The organism is Collinsella sp. AM15-2 (assembly GCF_003471985.1).
Lineage (GTDB): Bacteria > Actinomycetota > Coriobacteriia > Coriobacteriales > Coriobacteriaceae > Collinsella.
In genome coordinates this window covers 58,555-72,420 of sequence record NZ_QRKO01000009.1, presented here as the reverse complement: position 1 = coordinate 72,420, position 13,866 = coordinate 58,555, and the positions used below count along the sequence as shown (strand labels likewise).

Genomic DNA, 13,866 nt, shown 5'->3' with positions numbered 1-13,866 from the left:
TTATCAATCAAGATAATTATTTATTAAACGACGGCACACGATGCTGTCGTACGAATGTCAACGGTGTTCGCATGGTCGATGACCGTTGATATAGTTGACTTCAACTTGTTAAGGAGGGTGCGCACATGCCGCAGACGACATATATTCGCCGCATTGCCGCGCGCGCCCTCTATATGGCTCGGAGTCGCATATGAGCAGGTATGTTCACGGCTCCGGGAGAGACGACGCACAACTAAATAATCGACCGCAAAGCAGGTTCCCCAAAATTCCGGGTTTGAGCACGGTCGGGCAATCGCCGTCCGTCGTGCATCGATACCGCTGTTATCCGTTTTTGGTTCGAGAGGGGAACCGTTATGGCTGAAGAATTCGATTTCCATCCGATGTGGGAGAGCCTCGGCATGAATCTTGCCGACCACGATATGCTGCTGGGTGCCGTGGGCCAGATGTACGGCGACATATTCCTGACGCAGAACAATCGCCCCAAGTCCACGTCCTACCTGGACTTTGTGGCCACCAACATCCATAGCGGCCGCATTAAGGAGATGCTCGACAAGAAGGAGGCTGGCGAGGCCACCAAAATCGTGGGCTCGTTCTGCGTGTACGTGCCCGAGGAGATCGTGCTTGCCTGTGACGGCATTCCCGTTGGTCTGTGCACGGGTGCCGATTGGGCAACGGACAAGGTCGAGGAGCATCTGCCGCGCAACACCTGTCCGCTTATCAAGAGCTTTGCCGGCTTTAAGCTGGGCGAGGTCTGCCCCTACATTGAGTCGAGTGACCTAGTGGTAGGCGAGAACACCTGCGATGGCAAGAAGAAGGCCTACGAGTTCTTTGCAACGCAAAAGAACATGTACGTCATGGATATTCCCAACGTGCACGACGAGTCGACGCTCGTGACCTGGAAGGCCGAGGTCAAGAAACTCGCCGCCAAGATCGAGGAAGAGTGCGGCGTCAAGATTACGCCCGAGCGTCTGAAGGCTGCCATCCACGCCGTCAATGAGAAGCGCCGCGCCCTGCAGCGCCTCGCTGCCACGCGCGCTGCCGACCCTGCACCTATTAGCGGTCTCGACAGCCTACTGACCGTTCAGGCCGCCTTTATGGACGACACGCCGCGTCTGACCGGAGCCATCAACGATATGGCGGCTGAGTGCGAGCAGCGTGTCGAGGCTGGCGAGGGCGTGGCGCCCAAGGGGACCAAGCGCATCCTGTACACCGGCACGCCCATGGCCGTGCCCAACTGGAAGCTGTTCAACCTCATCGAGAAAGCCGGCGGCGTTGTGGTAGGCGAGGAGTCCTGCACGGGCTCGCGCTACTACAAGGACCTGGTCGACGAGTCCGGTGAGACGGTGGACGAGATGCTCGATGCCATCGCCGAGCGCTACTTTAAGATCAACTGCGCCGTCTTTACGCCCAACGACCAGCGTATGAAGGACATTGTCCAGATGGCCAAGGACCTGCATGCCGACGGCATCGTCGACGTGGCCCTGCAGTTCTGCACGCTCTATGAGATGGAGTCGTTTGCCGTGGAGAAGGCCGCCGAGGAAGCCGGCATTCCGTTTATGCACATCACGACCGACTACGCCGGTGAGGATGCAGGCCAACTGCAAACCAGGATCGAGGCCTTCTTGGAAACCATTTAGGGCTATCCGTCCCGGCGGCTTTCCCAGGCACCCGATCTTGCCGTTCAAACCGTCGCTTGCGTGCGAAAGTACGCGGCGCGTCTCTTTCACGGCAACCTCGGGCACCTGGGAAAGCCGCTTCCTTGGTTGGTTAAAAGGTTTAGGAGTTATATGTCGGAAAATATTGAGCAGCCGTTGCCCAGCACGTTTGAGGAGTTTAACGAACAACGCAAGGCGGCGTTTATTCGCGTTAAGGATTACAAGCAGGCGGGTAATCGCCTGGTCGGCTTTTTGTGCAGCTATACGCCGCTCGAGATTATCGATGCCGCGGGCGCCTCGAGCGTGGCTCTGTGCGGTACGTCCGACGAGGTGATTCCCGAGGCCGAGAAGGTGCTGCCGGCAAACCTCTGCCCGCTCATCAAGTCGACGTATGGTTTTGCCTATTCGCAAAAGTGCCCGTTTACGTACTTTAGCGACATGATCATCGGCGAGACCACCTGCGACGGCAAGAAGAAGATGTACGAGCTGCTCAACGAGCTCAAGCGCACGCACATTCTGCACCTACCGCAGGGCCGCGACCGCGCCTACGAGCGCGAGGGCTGGTACGAGGAGTGCCGTCTGCTCAAGGAGGAGCTCGAGAACTTCTACGACATTACGATTACCGACGGCGACCTACGCGCTGCTGCCCGTCGTCGCAATCGCCTGCGTGCGGCCCAGCTCGAGATGTTTGCGCTGCAGGCCAACCAGCCGGCGGCCATGAGCGGCGTCGATCTGATGAGCACCATGTTTGCCGGTACGTTCAGCTTTGATATCGAGGCCTATACGCAGCAGCTGGAGCAAAAGGTCGCTAACCTGCGCGAGGCCTACGAGGCCGGCGAGCACCCGGTTGCGGCGGATGCCAAGCGCATCCTGATCACCGGTTGCCCGGTGGGCGGCGTAATCAACAAGATCGGTCGCACCATCGAGTCCAACGGCGGCGTGGTCGTGTGTATGGATGACTGCTCGGGTGAGCGCACGGCGGCCATGATGGTCGACCCGGATGCGCCCGACATCCTGCGTGCGATCGCCGACCGCTACCTGGATATCAACTGCTCGGTTATGACGCCCAACGACGGTCGTATGGAGAACACGCTGGCCATGTGCGAGAAGTATCACGTCGATGGCGTAGTGGAGAGCGTGCTCCAGGCGTGCCACACCTTTAACGTGGAGAGTGCACGCATGCAGGAGGCCGTCGAGGGTGCGGGTATTCCGTATATGAAGATCGAGACCGACTACAGCAACGGCGACATGGGCCAGATCGAGACCCGCATCGCCGCCTTCATCGAAACCCTCTAGCTTCCTCAGGCACCGGATCTTGCCCCTCAAACCGTCGCTTGCGTACCAAAGTACGCCGCGCTCCTCTTTCGGGGCAACCTCCGGCACCTGAGAAACCTAGAGCTAAGGCGCCTGAACGCGCCGCTGTCTTTGATGTTTGGATTAGGAGAGAGCCATGATAGGGATCGGGGTCGATATCGGGTCTACGGCGGCTAAGGCTGCTGTGGTCGATGGTGAGGGTTCGGTGGCGTGGACGTGCGTGCAGCCAACCGGGTTTTCCTCGGTCGATGCCGCCGATAGGTTGCGCGAGGCGCTCGCGGCGGCGGGCTTTGACGTTGCATCCGATTCTGCGCGTGTGGTGGCCACGGGTTACGGGCGCGTGGCTGTGCCATACGCCCACAAGGTTGTGACCGAGATTACCTGCCACGGCGCCGGTGCCGTGCGTCTGTTTGGCGATCGCGGCACGGTGATTGACGTGGGCGGCCAGGACACCAAGGTCATTCAGCTTAAAAATGGCCGCGTGGCCAAGTTTGCCATGAACGACAAGTGCGCTGCCGGCACGGGGCGCTTTTTGGAGATCATGGCCGACCGCCTAGGTATTTCTCAACAGCAGATGGCCGACCTGGCGCGTTCCGGCGAGCCTACCAAGATTTCCAGCATGTGCACGGTGTTTGCCGAAAGTGAGGTCATTAGCCTGATCGGTCGCGGTGAGCCGCGCGAGAACATCGCACGTGGCGTGATCGACAGCGTGGTCTCGCGCGTGGCGACCATGGCCGGGCAGGCCGCGGGCGCCCCGTACTACCTGACCGGTGGCCTGTGCGAGAACGCCTTCGTGGTGGAGCGGTTGGGCGAGCTGCTGGGGTCGCCGGTGACCACCTCGCCCCAGGCTCGCTTTGCCGGTGCCATCGGCGCGGCGATTCGCGCACAGGCGCTCGATTAATGCATCGGCCGTGGGCCTGCATTCATGCGTATACTGGGAGGAAATGATTGACCGATGAGAGGAGGTATCGATGGCTGACGATCAGATTAAGCTCACGTCTATGACTGCCGCGAGCGGTTGAGCCGCTAAGTTGGCTCCTGGAGCCCTCGCCCAGGTCCTGGGCGACTTACCCAATGTGCATAACGACAACCTGCTCGTGGGGTTCGATACCTCCGACGATGCTAGTGTTTTTCGTGTTGGCGAAAACCTGGGCCTCGTGCAGTCCGTCGACTTCTTCCCGCCGATGGTCGACGACCCGTTCCTGTTTGGTCAGATCGCGGCGGCCAACTCGCTGTCGGACATTTATGCCATGGGTGGACGACCGAGCCATGCCATGAACCTGCTGTGCATTCCCAGTTGCCTGGGCGTCGAGGTCGCAGGTGAGATTCTGGCGGGTGGCGCCGATAAGTGCGTCGAGGCGGGTTGCTCCATCGCGGGCGGCCATACCATCAACGACGACGAGCCCAAGTACGGCCTGTCCGTGAGCGGCTTTGTCTCGCTCGACCGCATGCTCGCCAACAGCGGCGCGCGCGCTGGCGATGTCCTGCTGCTGACCAAGGCGATCGGCTCTGGCATCATCACCACGGCCATTAAGGGCGAGCTCATCGAGCAGGACGAGGCCGCAGCCATGTTCGACTCGATGCGCACCCTCAACGAGGCCCCGATTCGTCTGGCCGAGGGCCTCGAGCTTCACGGCTGCACCGATGTCACGGGCTTTGGCCTGATCGGGCACGCGTGCGAGATGGCCGAGGGCTCAGGTGTGCAGATTGAGCTTGTGTCGGGGGCGGTGCCGCTCTTTGACCAGGTGCTCAATATGGCGCGTCTGGGCATTATCCCTGCCGGCGCCTACCGCAACCAGGATTTCTTTGGCCCGCGCGTGGCGGCCGACGATGACCTGGAGCCGGGAATGCTGGATGCGCTGTACGATCCGCAGACCTCGGGCGGCCTGCTCATCGCAGCGCCTGCTGCCGATGTGGATGAGCTCGCCCGCCGCCTGCATGCCGAAGGTCGCGTTGCCGCCACAATCGGCCGCGTGTGCGAGGCGGTGCCGGGTGGTCCTGCCGTTCACGTTGTGCATTAAGGAAAACCGTTTATGCGACCGTCTACTGTTCTGGGCGGTCCCTTTTGAAAGGATTTGCTATGTCTACCAAAATTGAAGTCAATGCCATGGGCGATGCCTGCCCGCTGCCCGTCGTCAAGACGCTCAAAGCTCTGAAGCAGCTTGATGGCGAGGGTGCTGTGGTGACCTCGGTCGACAACGAGACGGCCGTCAAGAACATCTCCAAGATGGCACAGGAAAAGGGCTGCACGGCCTCGGTCGAGAAGGTCGCCGATGCCGAGTGGCACGTGATCGTGGCGGCCGCCGGCGCCGTTGCCGTGGCCGATCCTGAGCAGGACGGCGCCGCTTTCTGCGACGCCAGCGCCGGCAAGGGCAAGCTGGTCGTGGCCGTCTACACCGATTGCATGGGTCGCGGCGACGATGAGCTGGGCCACAAGCTCATGAAGGCCTTTATCTTTGCCGTGACGCAGCAGGAGGAGCTGCCCGCCACGATGCTCTTCTACAACGGCGGCGCCAAACTCACCGTCGAGGGGTCGCCGGTGCTTGACGACCTCAAGGGCCTGGCCGAGCAGGGTGTCGAGATCCTTACCTGCGGCACCTGCCTCGACCACTTTGGCATTAAGGACCAGCTTGCCGTGGGCGATGTCACGAACATGTACGTGATCGTCGAAAAGATGGAGCAGGCCGGCCGCGTCGTGCGTCCGTAGCGCCTGGGTGGGATTGCCATGAGAGAAAAGCGCCCGGCGCTTGTCATCACGTTTCCCACCACGGCGGCCGCCATGGGCTGCGAGTCTCTGTGCCGTGAGCGTGGCCTTCCCGGGCGAACGATTCCCGTACCCGGAGAGGTTGCTGCCGGCTGCGGCCTGGCATGGAAAGCCCTGCCTGAAAATGAACCACTGCTGCGAAGCGAGCTTGCCGCGGCGGACGTTCCCACCGAGGGCTTTACTGTGATCGATATGTGGGAGGTCGTGCGATGATCTACCTGGATAACGCGGCGACGACCATGCACAAACCTCAGGCGGTCATCGATGCCGTGGTGCAGGCGATGTGCTCGCTCGGCAATGCTGGGCGAGGCGCCACGTCGGGTGCGCTCGACGCGGCGCGCACCATCCACAGCTGCCGCACCAAGCTTGCGCGCTTGCTGGGCTGCCCGCGGGTGGACCATATTTGTTTTACGCCCAACTCCACGGCGGCGCTCAACACCGCCATCAACGGCGTGGTGCGCCCCGGCGATCGTGTGGTCACGACGGTGCTCGAACACAACTCCGTGCTGCGTCCGCTCAACCGCCTGGCGGCAGAGCAGGGCGTGACTGTTGAGCATGCGGGCTGCGACGCGAACGGCGTGCTCGACTACGACGAGCTCGAGCAGCTGGTCACGCCGGGCACGCGTGCCGTGGTGGTGACACACGCCTCCAATGTGACCGGCAACGCGGTCGACATTGCACGCGTGGCTGCCATGGCCCATGCGGCCGGCGCGCTTGTGATCGTCGATGCCTCGCAGTCTGCCGGCACGGCGCATATCGATATGCAGGTCATGGGGCTCGACGTGGTGTGCTTTACCGGCCACAAGGGGCTCATGGGCCCGCAGGGGACCGGTGGCCTAGCCGTGGCGGAAGGCATTGACGTGGCTCCTTGGGCCATGGGTGGCACGGGCGTGCGCAGCTTCGATGCGCTGCAGCCGCAAGAGTGGCCCACGCGTCTTGAGGCGGGCACGCTCAACGGTCACGGTATCGCCGGCCTTTCCGCCGGCCTCGACGTTATCGAGGCCCAGGGCGGGGTAGAGGCGATTGCGGCACGCGAACGTGCGCTTGCCGAGCGCTTCCTCGCCGGCGTTCGCGACATTCCCGGCATTGCGCTCTACGGTGCGTTTGACCAGCCCGTGCGCTCGGCGATCGTTTCGCTTAACGTGGGCGATATCGATTCGGCCGAGGTCTCGGACGCGCTCATGCAAGGGTGGGGGATTGCGACGCGCCCCGGCGCCCACTGCGCTCCGCTCATGCACCGCGCACTGGGGACCGAGCGCCAGGGTGTCGTTCGCTTCTCGTTTGGGTATTTCAACACGGACGAGGAAGTCGACACCGCGATTGACGCTCTGCACGATTTAGCCTGCTAAAGCGTATATACTTGCGGGACGGGTCTTTTGCCCGTCCCGTTTTGTTTCGACCCGAAAGGTGGTCCTATGGCATCATCCGCCCCGCGCGGTCTGCGCTCCGACCATGTCCTCACCGTCGGCATCGCCCTGTTCTCGATGCTCTTTGGCGCCGGCAACCTCATTATTCCGCCGCTGCTGGCGCTGCAGGCGGGCTCTGCCACGCCGCTCGCCATGCTCGGCTTTCTGATTGCCGCCATCGGCCTTCCCGTCATGGGCTTTATCGCCGTGGCACTTGCCGGAACGGCGCGCGAGCTTGCCGGTCGTGTGCACCCCAAGTTTGGCGAGTTTTTTGTCGCGGCGGTGTATCTGGCTATCGGTCCGTGTCTGGCCATTCCGCGCACGAGCTCCACGGCCTTCGAGATGCTGGTGCCGCTGCTGCCCGAGGGTGTCTCGCTCGGCACGGCCCGCCTGGTGTTTGCCGTCGCCTTCTTTGCCGTCGCCTTTGTGCTCACGCTGCGCCCGGGTGTCATTACGCGCGTGCTCGGCCGCATTACGGGCCCCGCGCTCATCGCCCTTATCGTATTGGTCGTGGGCGCCGCCGTGGTCTCGCCGCTGGGTTCCGCTGCCGCGCCGCAGGCTCCTTACGATGCCGGTGCCGCCGTGCAGGGCTTTTTGACCGGCTATCAGACCATGGACCTGCTCGCGTCGCTCGCCTTTGGCATCATCATCGCCGAGACCATCCACGAGCTGGGCGTTACCGACGACAAGCGCGTGGCCTTCGAGATTTCGCGCTCCGGCGTGATCGCTGGTGTGCTCATGGCCATCATCTACTGCGGTCTGGCGCTTGCCGGCACGCAGCTGAGCACCGTGATGCCCGATGCCACCAACGGAGCCGCCATCCTCGCCCGCTCGGCCTCCATGCACTTTGGCCTTGCCGGCACGGTCGTGGTCTTTGCGATCTTCTTCCTCGCCTGCATGAACGTATGCATCGGCCTCATCAGCTGCTGCTCGCGTTACTTCTGCGAGACGTATGTGGTCGAAGGGGGAGCAGAGGCTTCCGAGGAGGCCATGCGCCGTCCCTTTGCGATACTCGCCTTTGTGTTCGCGGCGTTTTCGTGCGTGCTCTCAAACGTGGGCCTCGACGTGATCCTCATGTTCTCGGTGCCCATGCTCAACGCCCTGTACCCTGTTGCAATTGTTCTGGTGCTTATGGGCCTAGTGCACGGTTTTTGCGACGCGCATCCGCAGGTGTGGGTCTGGGTCGGCGGCGTTGTCGCGGTGCAGAGCGTGATCACCTCGATCCGCGACGCGTTCTTTGCAGGCGTGTGGCTGCCGTTCGATGCGCTGCCGCTGGCCGACATTGGAGCCGCATGGGCGCCGGTTGCCGTGGTGGCGTTTGTGATTGGCCTGCTCCACAGCCGGTTTGTCGCACATTCGAGGAGCTAGGGTATCGTCGCTTGCGCAGGCGGGGAGTCTCCCCTATAATTTCCTTCGCTTTGGGACACGCAAGGTTTAGACCTTAGCTGCTCAACACCTTCGGGACGTGGCGCAGTTTGGTAGCGCGCCTGCTTTGGGAGCAGGATGTCGCAGGTTCAAATCCTGTCGTCCCGACCATATCTTGCGGGCGTAGTTCAATGGTAGAACCCCAGCCTTCCAAGCTGATGACGCGGGTTCGATTCCCGTCGCCCGCTCCATAAGAATTGTTTTAACGGCTTTGGTTTCCTTTGGGAATCAGAGCTGTTTTCGTTTACGCGCCGGGCGACGGGAATCGAACCCGTCAGGGTGCGGAGCTGAGAAAATGCGTGAGCATTTTCCAGCGCAGCACGCAAGGGCCGAAGGCCCGCAGCGAAACAAGGATTTGCGAAGCAAATCCTTGGACTTCCCGTCGCCCGCTCCAAGCTATATAATCGCAGGCCAATATGCTAATTTGGCTCGCGTTTATTTTTATACCGTCCGACCTCGCGGGGCAAATGAACCAAGAGCGTTTGTCCCACATCGTAAGAAAGTAGTGATTGCCATGGCACAGAGTAAGGCAGAATACCCCATCCCCGACTGCCTGGCGCCTGCCGCAATCGAGACCAAGACCGAGGCCGCCGGCGTTACCAAGGCCAGTCTGCCTGCCTCGAAGGCATTTTTGCTCGCCATGTTCGCCGGCGCGTTCATCGCCTTCGGCGGTCTGTTCTTCACGGTCTTTCTGAGCGATGCGTCCCTTGGCTGGGGCGCTCAGCGCTTTGTGGGCGGCCTGTGCTTTTGCCTGGGACTGGTGCTCGTGCTCATTTGCGGCGCGGAACTGTTTACCGGCAACTCGCTTATGGTCTGCGCGCTCAAGAGCAAAAAGATCACGCTCGTCCAGATGCTCAAGGCTTGGGTCGTTGTGTGGATCGGCAACTTTGCCGGCGCGCTGTTCGTTGTCTTTTTGGTTTACATGGCAGCTATTTATAAGCTCAACGGCGAGGCCGTTGCCAACACCATGGTGAGTGTCGCCGCCGGTAAGGTTTCGATTGACGCCGTCACCATCTTCTTCCGCGGCATTCTGTGCAACATCTTTGTGTGCCTGGCTGTATGGATCGGTACCGCCGGCAAGACCGTGGTCGATAAAGTCGTGGGTATTCTGCTGCCTATCGCCGCCTTTGTGTCATGCGGTTTTGAGCACTGCGTTGCCAACATGTACTTTTTGCCCATGGGTGCCGTGATGCACGCGTGCGGCTATGGAGCCGATGTCGCCGGCGCCGATGCCCTCAACGCCGCCGGGTTGGCGCTCAACCTTTCGGTCGCCACGCTGGGCAATATCGTAGGTGGCGCCCTGATCGTGGCGCTGGGCTACTGGTTTATCTACGCCAACAAAGAGTCCTAAAGGACCCAACCCATAACCGACCAAAAAGGGACAGGTTTATTTTGGCAGGTTTTGGACGAGGCGCTGCGCCGTCTTGTCGCGAGCTGCCATAATGGACCTGTCCCTTTTGTATTCGCGTCGTCACATTTTGGCCGATGACGACCAAGGGGGGCCTGCTTTTTATTGATTATGTCGAAGGGCTTTCCATGAGCGACTGCGAATCCATGCCTGCCGAGGTGCGCGACCGCCTGCGCTCCATTCCCGCCGTGCACGAGCTGCTGGCCGAGTGGCCGGTCATGAAGGCTGCCGGCGATGCGGGCGACACGTTGGTGCGCGAGGCGATTGACGCCGAGCTCGATGCCGAGCGCGCGGCGATTCGCTCTGGCGCCCCCGCTAGGAATAAGCGCGAGCTCGCCTTGGCTATCGAGCGGCGGTGCCACCGCCTGTCGCTGCCGACCCTGCGCCCTGCCGTTAACGCGACGGGCGTTGTGATTCACACCAACCTGGGCCGCGCTCCGCTCGCGCCCGCGGCGGTGCGGGCGGTGACCGATGTCGCTCGCGGCTACAGCACGCTTGAGTATGACGTCTCAACCTGCGCTCGCGGGGGCCGCAAAGAGCATGCCGCGCGTCTGCTGCGCACGCTCACGGGGGCGCAGGACGCCCTGGTCGTCAACAATAACGCCGCGGCGGTGCTGCTGGTGCTTGCCGCGCATGCGTGCGGCAAAGAGGTCATCGTGAGTCGCGGCGAGCTGGTCGAGGTGGGCGGTAGCTTCCGCATTCCCGACATCATGGCGGCCTCGGGCGCCAAGCTTGTCGAGGTGGGCTCGACCAACCGCACGCATCTGGATGATTATCGAAGCGCCATCACGCCCAACACGGCGATGATCCTGAAGGTTCATCCTTCCAACTACCGCATCGAGGGCTTCCACGAGGAGGTTTCCGTGGCGGAGCTTTCTGCGCTGGCGCATGAGCACGGGCTTTTGCTTTACGAGGACCAAGGCTCGGGTGCTTTGCTTGCAGACGGGGTGCTCGCCGATGCGGGGGAGAAGTCCACGTCCGCCTCGCTTTGCGCCGGCGCTGACCTTGTCTCGTGCTCGGGCGACAAGCTACTCGGTGCTTCGCAGGCGGGCATTATTCTCGGCAGCGACCAGGCGATTGCCACTTGTGCCTCGCATCCGCTGATGCGCGCGCTTCGCCCCGGCAAGCTCACGCTCGCGGCCCTCGAGGCCACCCTGCGCCTGTATGTGGCCGGTTCCGATACGGCACATCGGGAGATTCCGGTGCTCAACATGCTATCCGGCGCGCCGGCTCCGCTCGAGCGTCAGGCCAAGCGCCTGCGCGACCGCATGCTGCGTAAACTTCGCGAGGCTCAGTGCGAGGAGGCGGTGGAATTGCAGGTTGTCGAGGGCGCCTCTGCCCCCGGCGGCGGCTCGCTGCCGACCGTCGAGCTCCCAACATTTTGCGTTGCCGTCTGTCCCGCCGATGGGCGCCTGTCCGCCGATGGCCTAAAGCGCGCCATGGTTCAAGAACCCGATACGCCGGTTGTGACGCGCGTGCAGCGCGACCAGGTGCTGTTTGACGTCCGCACGCTTTTGCACGATACCGACCTTGACCTGTGTGCGTCTGCGTTGACGGATGCCGTGCGGGCGGGTTTGCGTCGATGACGGCGCGTGAGCTTGTCGAATGTCCCGTTGTCGTTGGAACGGCGGGACACGTTGACCATGGAAAGTCGGCCCTCATCGAGGCGCTGACCGGAAAAAATCCCGACCGTCTGGAGGTCGAGAAGCGCCGCGGTATGACCACGGAGCTCGGTTTTGGAGAGTTGGCGCTGCCGAGCGGCAAGCTTGTCGGCCTGGTCGACGTGCCCGGGCATGCGCACTACCTGCGCGCGATGGTGCAGGGCGCCACGGGCATCGACGTGGCAGTGCTGGTGGTTTCTGCCGTTGAGGGCGTGATGCTGCAGACGCGCGAGCACGTGCACGTTCTCGAGTTGTTGGGCGTGACGCGCATGGTCGTCGCGCTCACCATGCGCGACCTGGCCGACGACGAGACGGCGGAGCTCGCCGAGCTCGATGTGATGGATTTCCTTTCGGGCACCGTGTTCTCCGATGCCCCCGTGGTCCCCGTGTCGTCGCGCACGGGCGAGGGCGTCGAGGACGTGCGCGGGGCGATCGATGCCGCGATCGACGCGTTTCTGGCTGAATCCGCCGAGCGCTCCGAGCGCCCCGGCTTGGCCCCGCGTCTGCCCATCGACCGCTGCTTTTCCATCAAGGGCTCGGGCACCGTCGTCACGGGAACGCTTCACGACGCCCCCATCATGGTGGGCGACGAGCTTGTCTCGAGCCCGGCGGGCGTGCGCTGTCGCGTGCGCGCGATTCAGGTGCACGGCGACACGCCGCGCGCGCTTCCCGGCCAGCGCGTCGCCCTCAACATCGTGGGCGACGGGGTCGATGTCCTGCCCCGCGGCGAGGTCGTCTGCGGACCGAGCGCCGAGGGCTCGACGCTTAGGCTTATCGCGCGCTTCACCTATCTGGGGCGCGAGGGCGCCAAGCCCGTGCCCTTCGAGTCCGGCGCGCGCGTCCACGTGATGGCGGGCACGGCCGATGTCATCGGGCGCATCATGCTCATGGAGGGCGAGGGACCCATTGAGGCCGGCGAGACCCGCATCGTACAGGTCCGCCTGGAGGAGCGTCTTCCCGTGCGCTCGGGCGACGGCCTCATCGTGCTCGCGTTCTCGCCGGTGGTGCTTATCGGCGGCGGACGCGTGCTGCTTTCGCAGTGCCGCCGCTCGCGCGAGCTCACGGATGCTGAGCGCTCGCTTCTCGCGGCTCTCGATGCGGGCGACCTCGCATCGACCGTCGCCGCGTGGCTCGGTATCCAGCGCCTGCCCGTGCCGGCAGCCGATGTCGCCCGTGCGATCGATCTTTCCGGTGCCGAGGCCGTAAGGCTCCTGCTCGCCGCGGTGGCGTCGGGCGATGCGGTCGCCCTTCATCCGGAGCACTCGACCGAGGAGCTCTATGCCGCCCCCGCCGTGCTCGATGCCGCCCTCACCGCGCTCGCCGACACGCTTGCCGCCATGCATGAGGCCGCGCCCAAGCAGACGGGTTTCACGCCGGGCGAGGTTGTGCATGTCGCCTGGCCGAAAGCGGGCGAAGATGTCGCCTCCGCGCTCATCCTCGAGGGCTGTGCGCGCGGCATCTGCGCCATCGACGGTGCCGAGGTCTTCGACTCGCATTCCGCCGCTGCGGCGTTACGCGTGGTGCGCGAGGCTAGCCATCGCATTGTGGCCCTGCTGGATGAGGCCGGCCTCGACGCGCCGACGCTGCCCGAGCTGGGACAGCAGTTGCAACTCGATCGCGACACCATGACGCGTGCGCTGCGCGAGCTTTCGCTCAACCACTCGATCGTTAAGGTCGAGCACGACGTTGCCTTGTCCGCCGCCGCCGAGGCCCATGCGCGTGAGGTTGTTTTTGCGGCTATCGAGGCTGCCGGCGGCGCTACCACCACGAGTGTATTGCGCGAGGCCTTGGGTGTGTCGCGCAAGCGAGCGATCAGCATCTTGGAGCACCTGGATGCCGTGCGCTTTACCGCACTCGACAAGGATGCCGGCGGCCTAAGATCGCTGCGTTAGGGGCTTTGCATCGCTGCCCTGGTCCTCCTTGCAGTTGCGGGCTGTTCGGTTTGGTAAAATACCGCCACGCTTGGGAACGGATGGGCTCCGGTGGGCCCCGCGGTCCTCAAAACCGTTGCGAGGCGTGCAAAACGTCTTGGATGTGTTCGATTCACATACGTTCCCGCCAACGTATCTCGCCAAAACCACCACAAAGGTGCCTGTCCCCTTTGTGGTGGTTTTGAAACGTGCGGGAAACAGCTTCGAAACACGCAACTTGCACGTCAGGCGCTCAAAAACGCATCTACCTGCATCGTAATCAAAATGAAACATCCGCCCGCGGTCTTATTCGTAACTTTGCG

General features: G+C 62.8%; 11 protein-coding genes and 3 tRNA genes. All 14 read left to right on the top strand.

What is annotated here, in order from left to right; genetic code table 11:
• Window positions 1-353 precede the first annotated feature (353 nt).
• The 14 genes from DW171_RS05565 (at window position 354) to DW171_RS10160 (ending at window position 13,694) form a co-directional block, all read left to right on the top strand.
• Window positions 354-1,637: a double-cubane-cluster-containing anaerobic reductase gene (locus tag DW171_RS05565; RefSeq protein WP_117786471.1), complete on the top strand. Its 1,284-nt coding sequence runs from the start codon at window positions 354-356 to the stop codon at window positions 1,635-1,637.
• A 150-nt stretch (window positions 1,638-1,787) separates the two neighbouring features.
• The gene (locus tag DW171_RS05560; protein WP_117637557.1) at window positions 1,788-2,951 is read left to right on the top strand and encodes a double-cubane-cluster-containing anaerobic reductase; all 1,164 of its coding nucleotides are present in this window, start codon (window positions 1,788-1,790) and stop codon (window positions 2,949-2,951) included.
• Between the two features lie 154 nt (window positions 2,952-3,105).
• Window positions 3,106-3,870, top strand: coding sequence for an acyl-CoA dehydratase activase (locus DW171_RS05555; protein ID WP_117639211.1), 765 nt, complete (start codon window positions 3,106-3,108; stop codon window positions 3,868-3,870).
• 70 nt (window positions 3,871-3,940) lie between these two features.
• The gene (gene selD / locus DW171_RS05550) at window positions 3,941-4,990 is read left to right on the top strand and encodes a selenide, water dikinase SelD (protein ID WP_117854998.1); all 1,050 of its coding nucleotides are present in this window, start codon (window positions 3,941-3,943) and stop codon (window positions 4,988-4,990) included.
• A gap of 59 nt (window positions 4,991-5,049) precedes the next feature.
• Window positions 5,050-5,676, top strand: coding sequence for a sulfurtransferase-like selenium metabolism protein YedF (gene yedF / locus DW171_RS05545; RefSeq protein WP_117855000.1), 627 nt, complete (start codon window positions 5,050-5,052; stop codon window positions 5,674-5,676).
• Window positions 5,677-5,694: 18 nt separating this feature from the next.
• Window positions 5,695-5,946, top strand: a complete 252-nt coding sequence (locus DW171_RS05540; RefSeq protein WP_117629429.1) for a DUF3343 domain-containing protein — start codon at window positions 5,695-5,697, stop codon at window positions 5,944-5,946.
• Window positions 5,943-7,082 (top strand): aminotransferase class V-fold PLP-dependent enzyme, encoded by a 1,140-nt coding sequence (locus DW171_RS05535; protein WP_117855001.1) that lies wholly within the window; start codon window positions 5,943-5,945, stop codon window positions 7,080-7,082. The genes DW171_RS05540 and DW171_RS05535 overlap by 4 nt, the downstream gene beginning before the upstream one ends.
• 66 nt (window positions 7,083-7,148) lie before the next feature.
• A complete protein-coding gene (gene brnQ, locus DW171_RS05530) occupies window positions 7,149-8,507 on the top strand; it encodes a branched-chain amino acid transport system II carrier protein (protein WP_117629431.1) in 1,359 nt (452 codons plus the stop codon).
• Between the two features lie 91 nt (window positions 8,508-8,598).
• Window positions 8,599-8,675, top strand: a tRNA-Pro gene (locus DW171_RS05525).
• A gap of 6 nt (window positions 8,676-8,681) precedes the next feature.
• Window positions 8,682-8,755, top strand: a tRNA-Gly gene (locus tag DW171_RS05520).
• Window positions 8,756-9,078: 323 nt separating this feature from the next.
• Window positions 9,079-9,915 carry a formate/nitrite transporter family protein gene (locus DW171_RS05515; RefSeq protein WP_118270682.1) on the top strand — a complete coding sequence of 279 codons (837 nt, stop codon included), beginning with the start codon at window positions 9,079-9,081 and terminating at the stop codon, window positions 9,913-9,915.
• 185 nt (window positions 9,916-10,100) lie between these two features.
• Complete coding sequence (gene selA / locus DW171_RS05510; protein ID WP_117876828.1) at window positions 10,101-11,558, top strand: L-seryl-tRNA(Sec) selenium transferase; 1,458 nt, start codon at window positions 10,101-10,103, stop codon at window positions 11,556-11,558.
• On the top strand, window positions 11,555-13,525 hold the full coding sequence (selB, locus tag DW171_RS05505) for a selenocysteine-specific translation elongation factor (protein WP_118270677.1): 1,971 nt from the start codon (window positions 11,555-11,557) through the stop codon (window positions 13,523-13,525). The genes selA and selB overlap by 4 nt, the downstream gene beginning before the upstream one ends.
• 72 nt (window positions 13,526-13,597) lie before the next feature.
• Window positions 13,598-13,694 (top strand) — tRNA-Sec (locus DW171_RS10160).
• The last annotated feature ends 172 nt before the right edge of the window (window positions 13,695-13,866 follow it).

What these genes read in the sequence shown, in the direction of transcription:
- selA (WP_117876828.1), top strand. Translation starts at nt 10,101, where the DNA reads ATGAGCGACTGCGAATCCATGCCTGCCGAGGTGCGCGACCGCCTGCGC.
- DW171_RS05535 (WP_117855001.1), top strand. Translation starts at nt 5,943, where the DNA reads ATGATCTACCTGGATAACGCGGCGACGACCATGCACAAACCTCAGGCG.
- DW171_RS05515 (WP_118270682.1), top strand. Translation starts at nt 9,079, where the DNA reads ATGGCACAGAGTAAGGCAGAATACCCCATCCCCGACTGCCTGGCGCCT.
- DW171_RS05565 (WP_117786471.1), top strand. Translation starts at nt 354, where the DNA reads ATGGCTGAAGAATTCGATTTCCATCCGATGTGGGAGAGCCTCGGCATG.
- brnQ (WP_117629431.1), top strand. Translation starts at nt 7,149, where the DNA reads ATGGCATCATCCGCCCCGCGCGGTCTGCGCTCCGACCATGTCCTCACC.
- DW171_RS05560 (WP_117637557.1), top strand. Translation starts at nt 1,788, where the DNA reads ATGTCGGAAAATATTGAGCAGCCGTTGCCCAGCACGTTTGAGGAGTTT.
- yedF (WP_117855000.1), top strand. Translation starts at nt 5,050, where the DNA reads ATGTCTACCAAAATTGAAGTCAATGCCATGGGCGATGCCTGCCCGCTG.
- selB (WP_118270677.1), top strand. Translation starts at nt 11,555, where the DNA reads ATGACGGCGCGTGAGCTTGTCGAATGTCCCGTTGTCGTTGGAACGGCG.
- DW171_RS05540 (WP_117629429.1), top strand. Translation starts at nt 5,695, where the DNA reads ATGAGAGAAAAGCGCCCGGCGCTTGTCATCACGTTTCCCACCACGGCG.
- DW171_RS05555 (WP_117639211.1), top strand. Translation starts at nt 3,106, where the DNA reads ATGATAGGGATCGGGGTCGATATCGGGTCTACGGCGGCTAAGGCTGCT.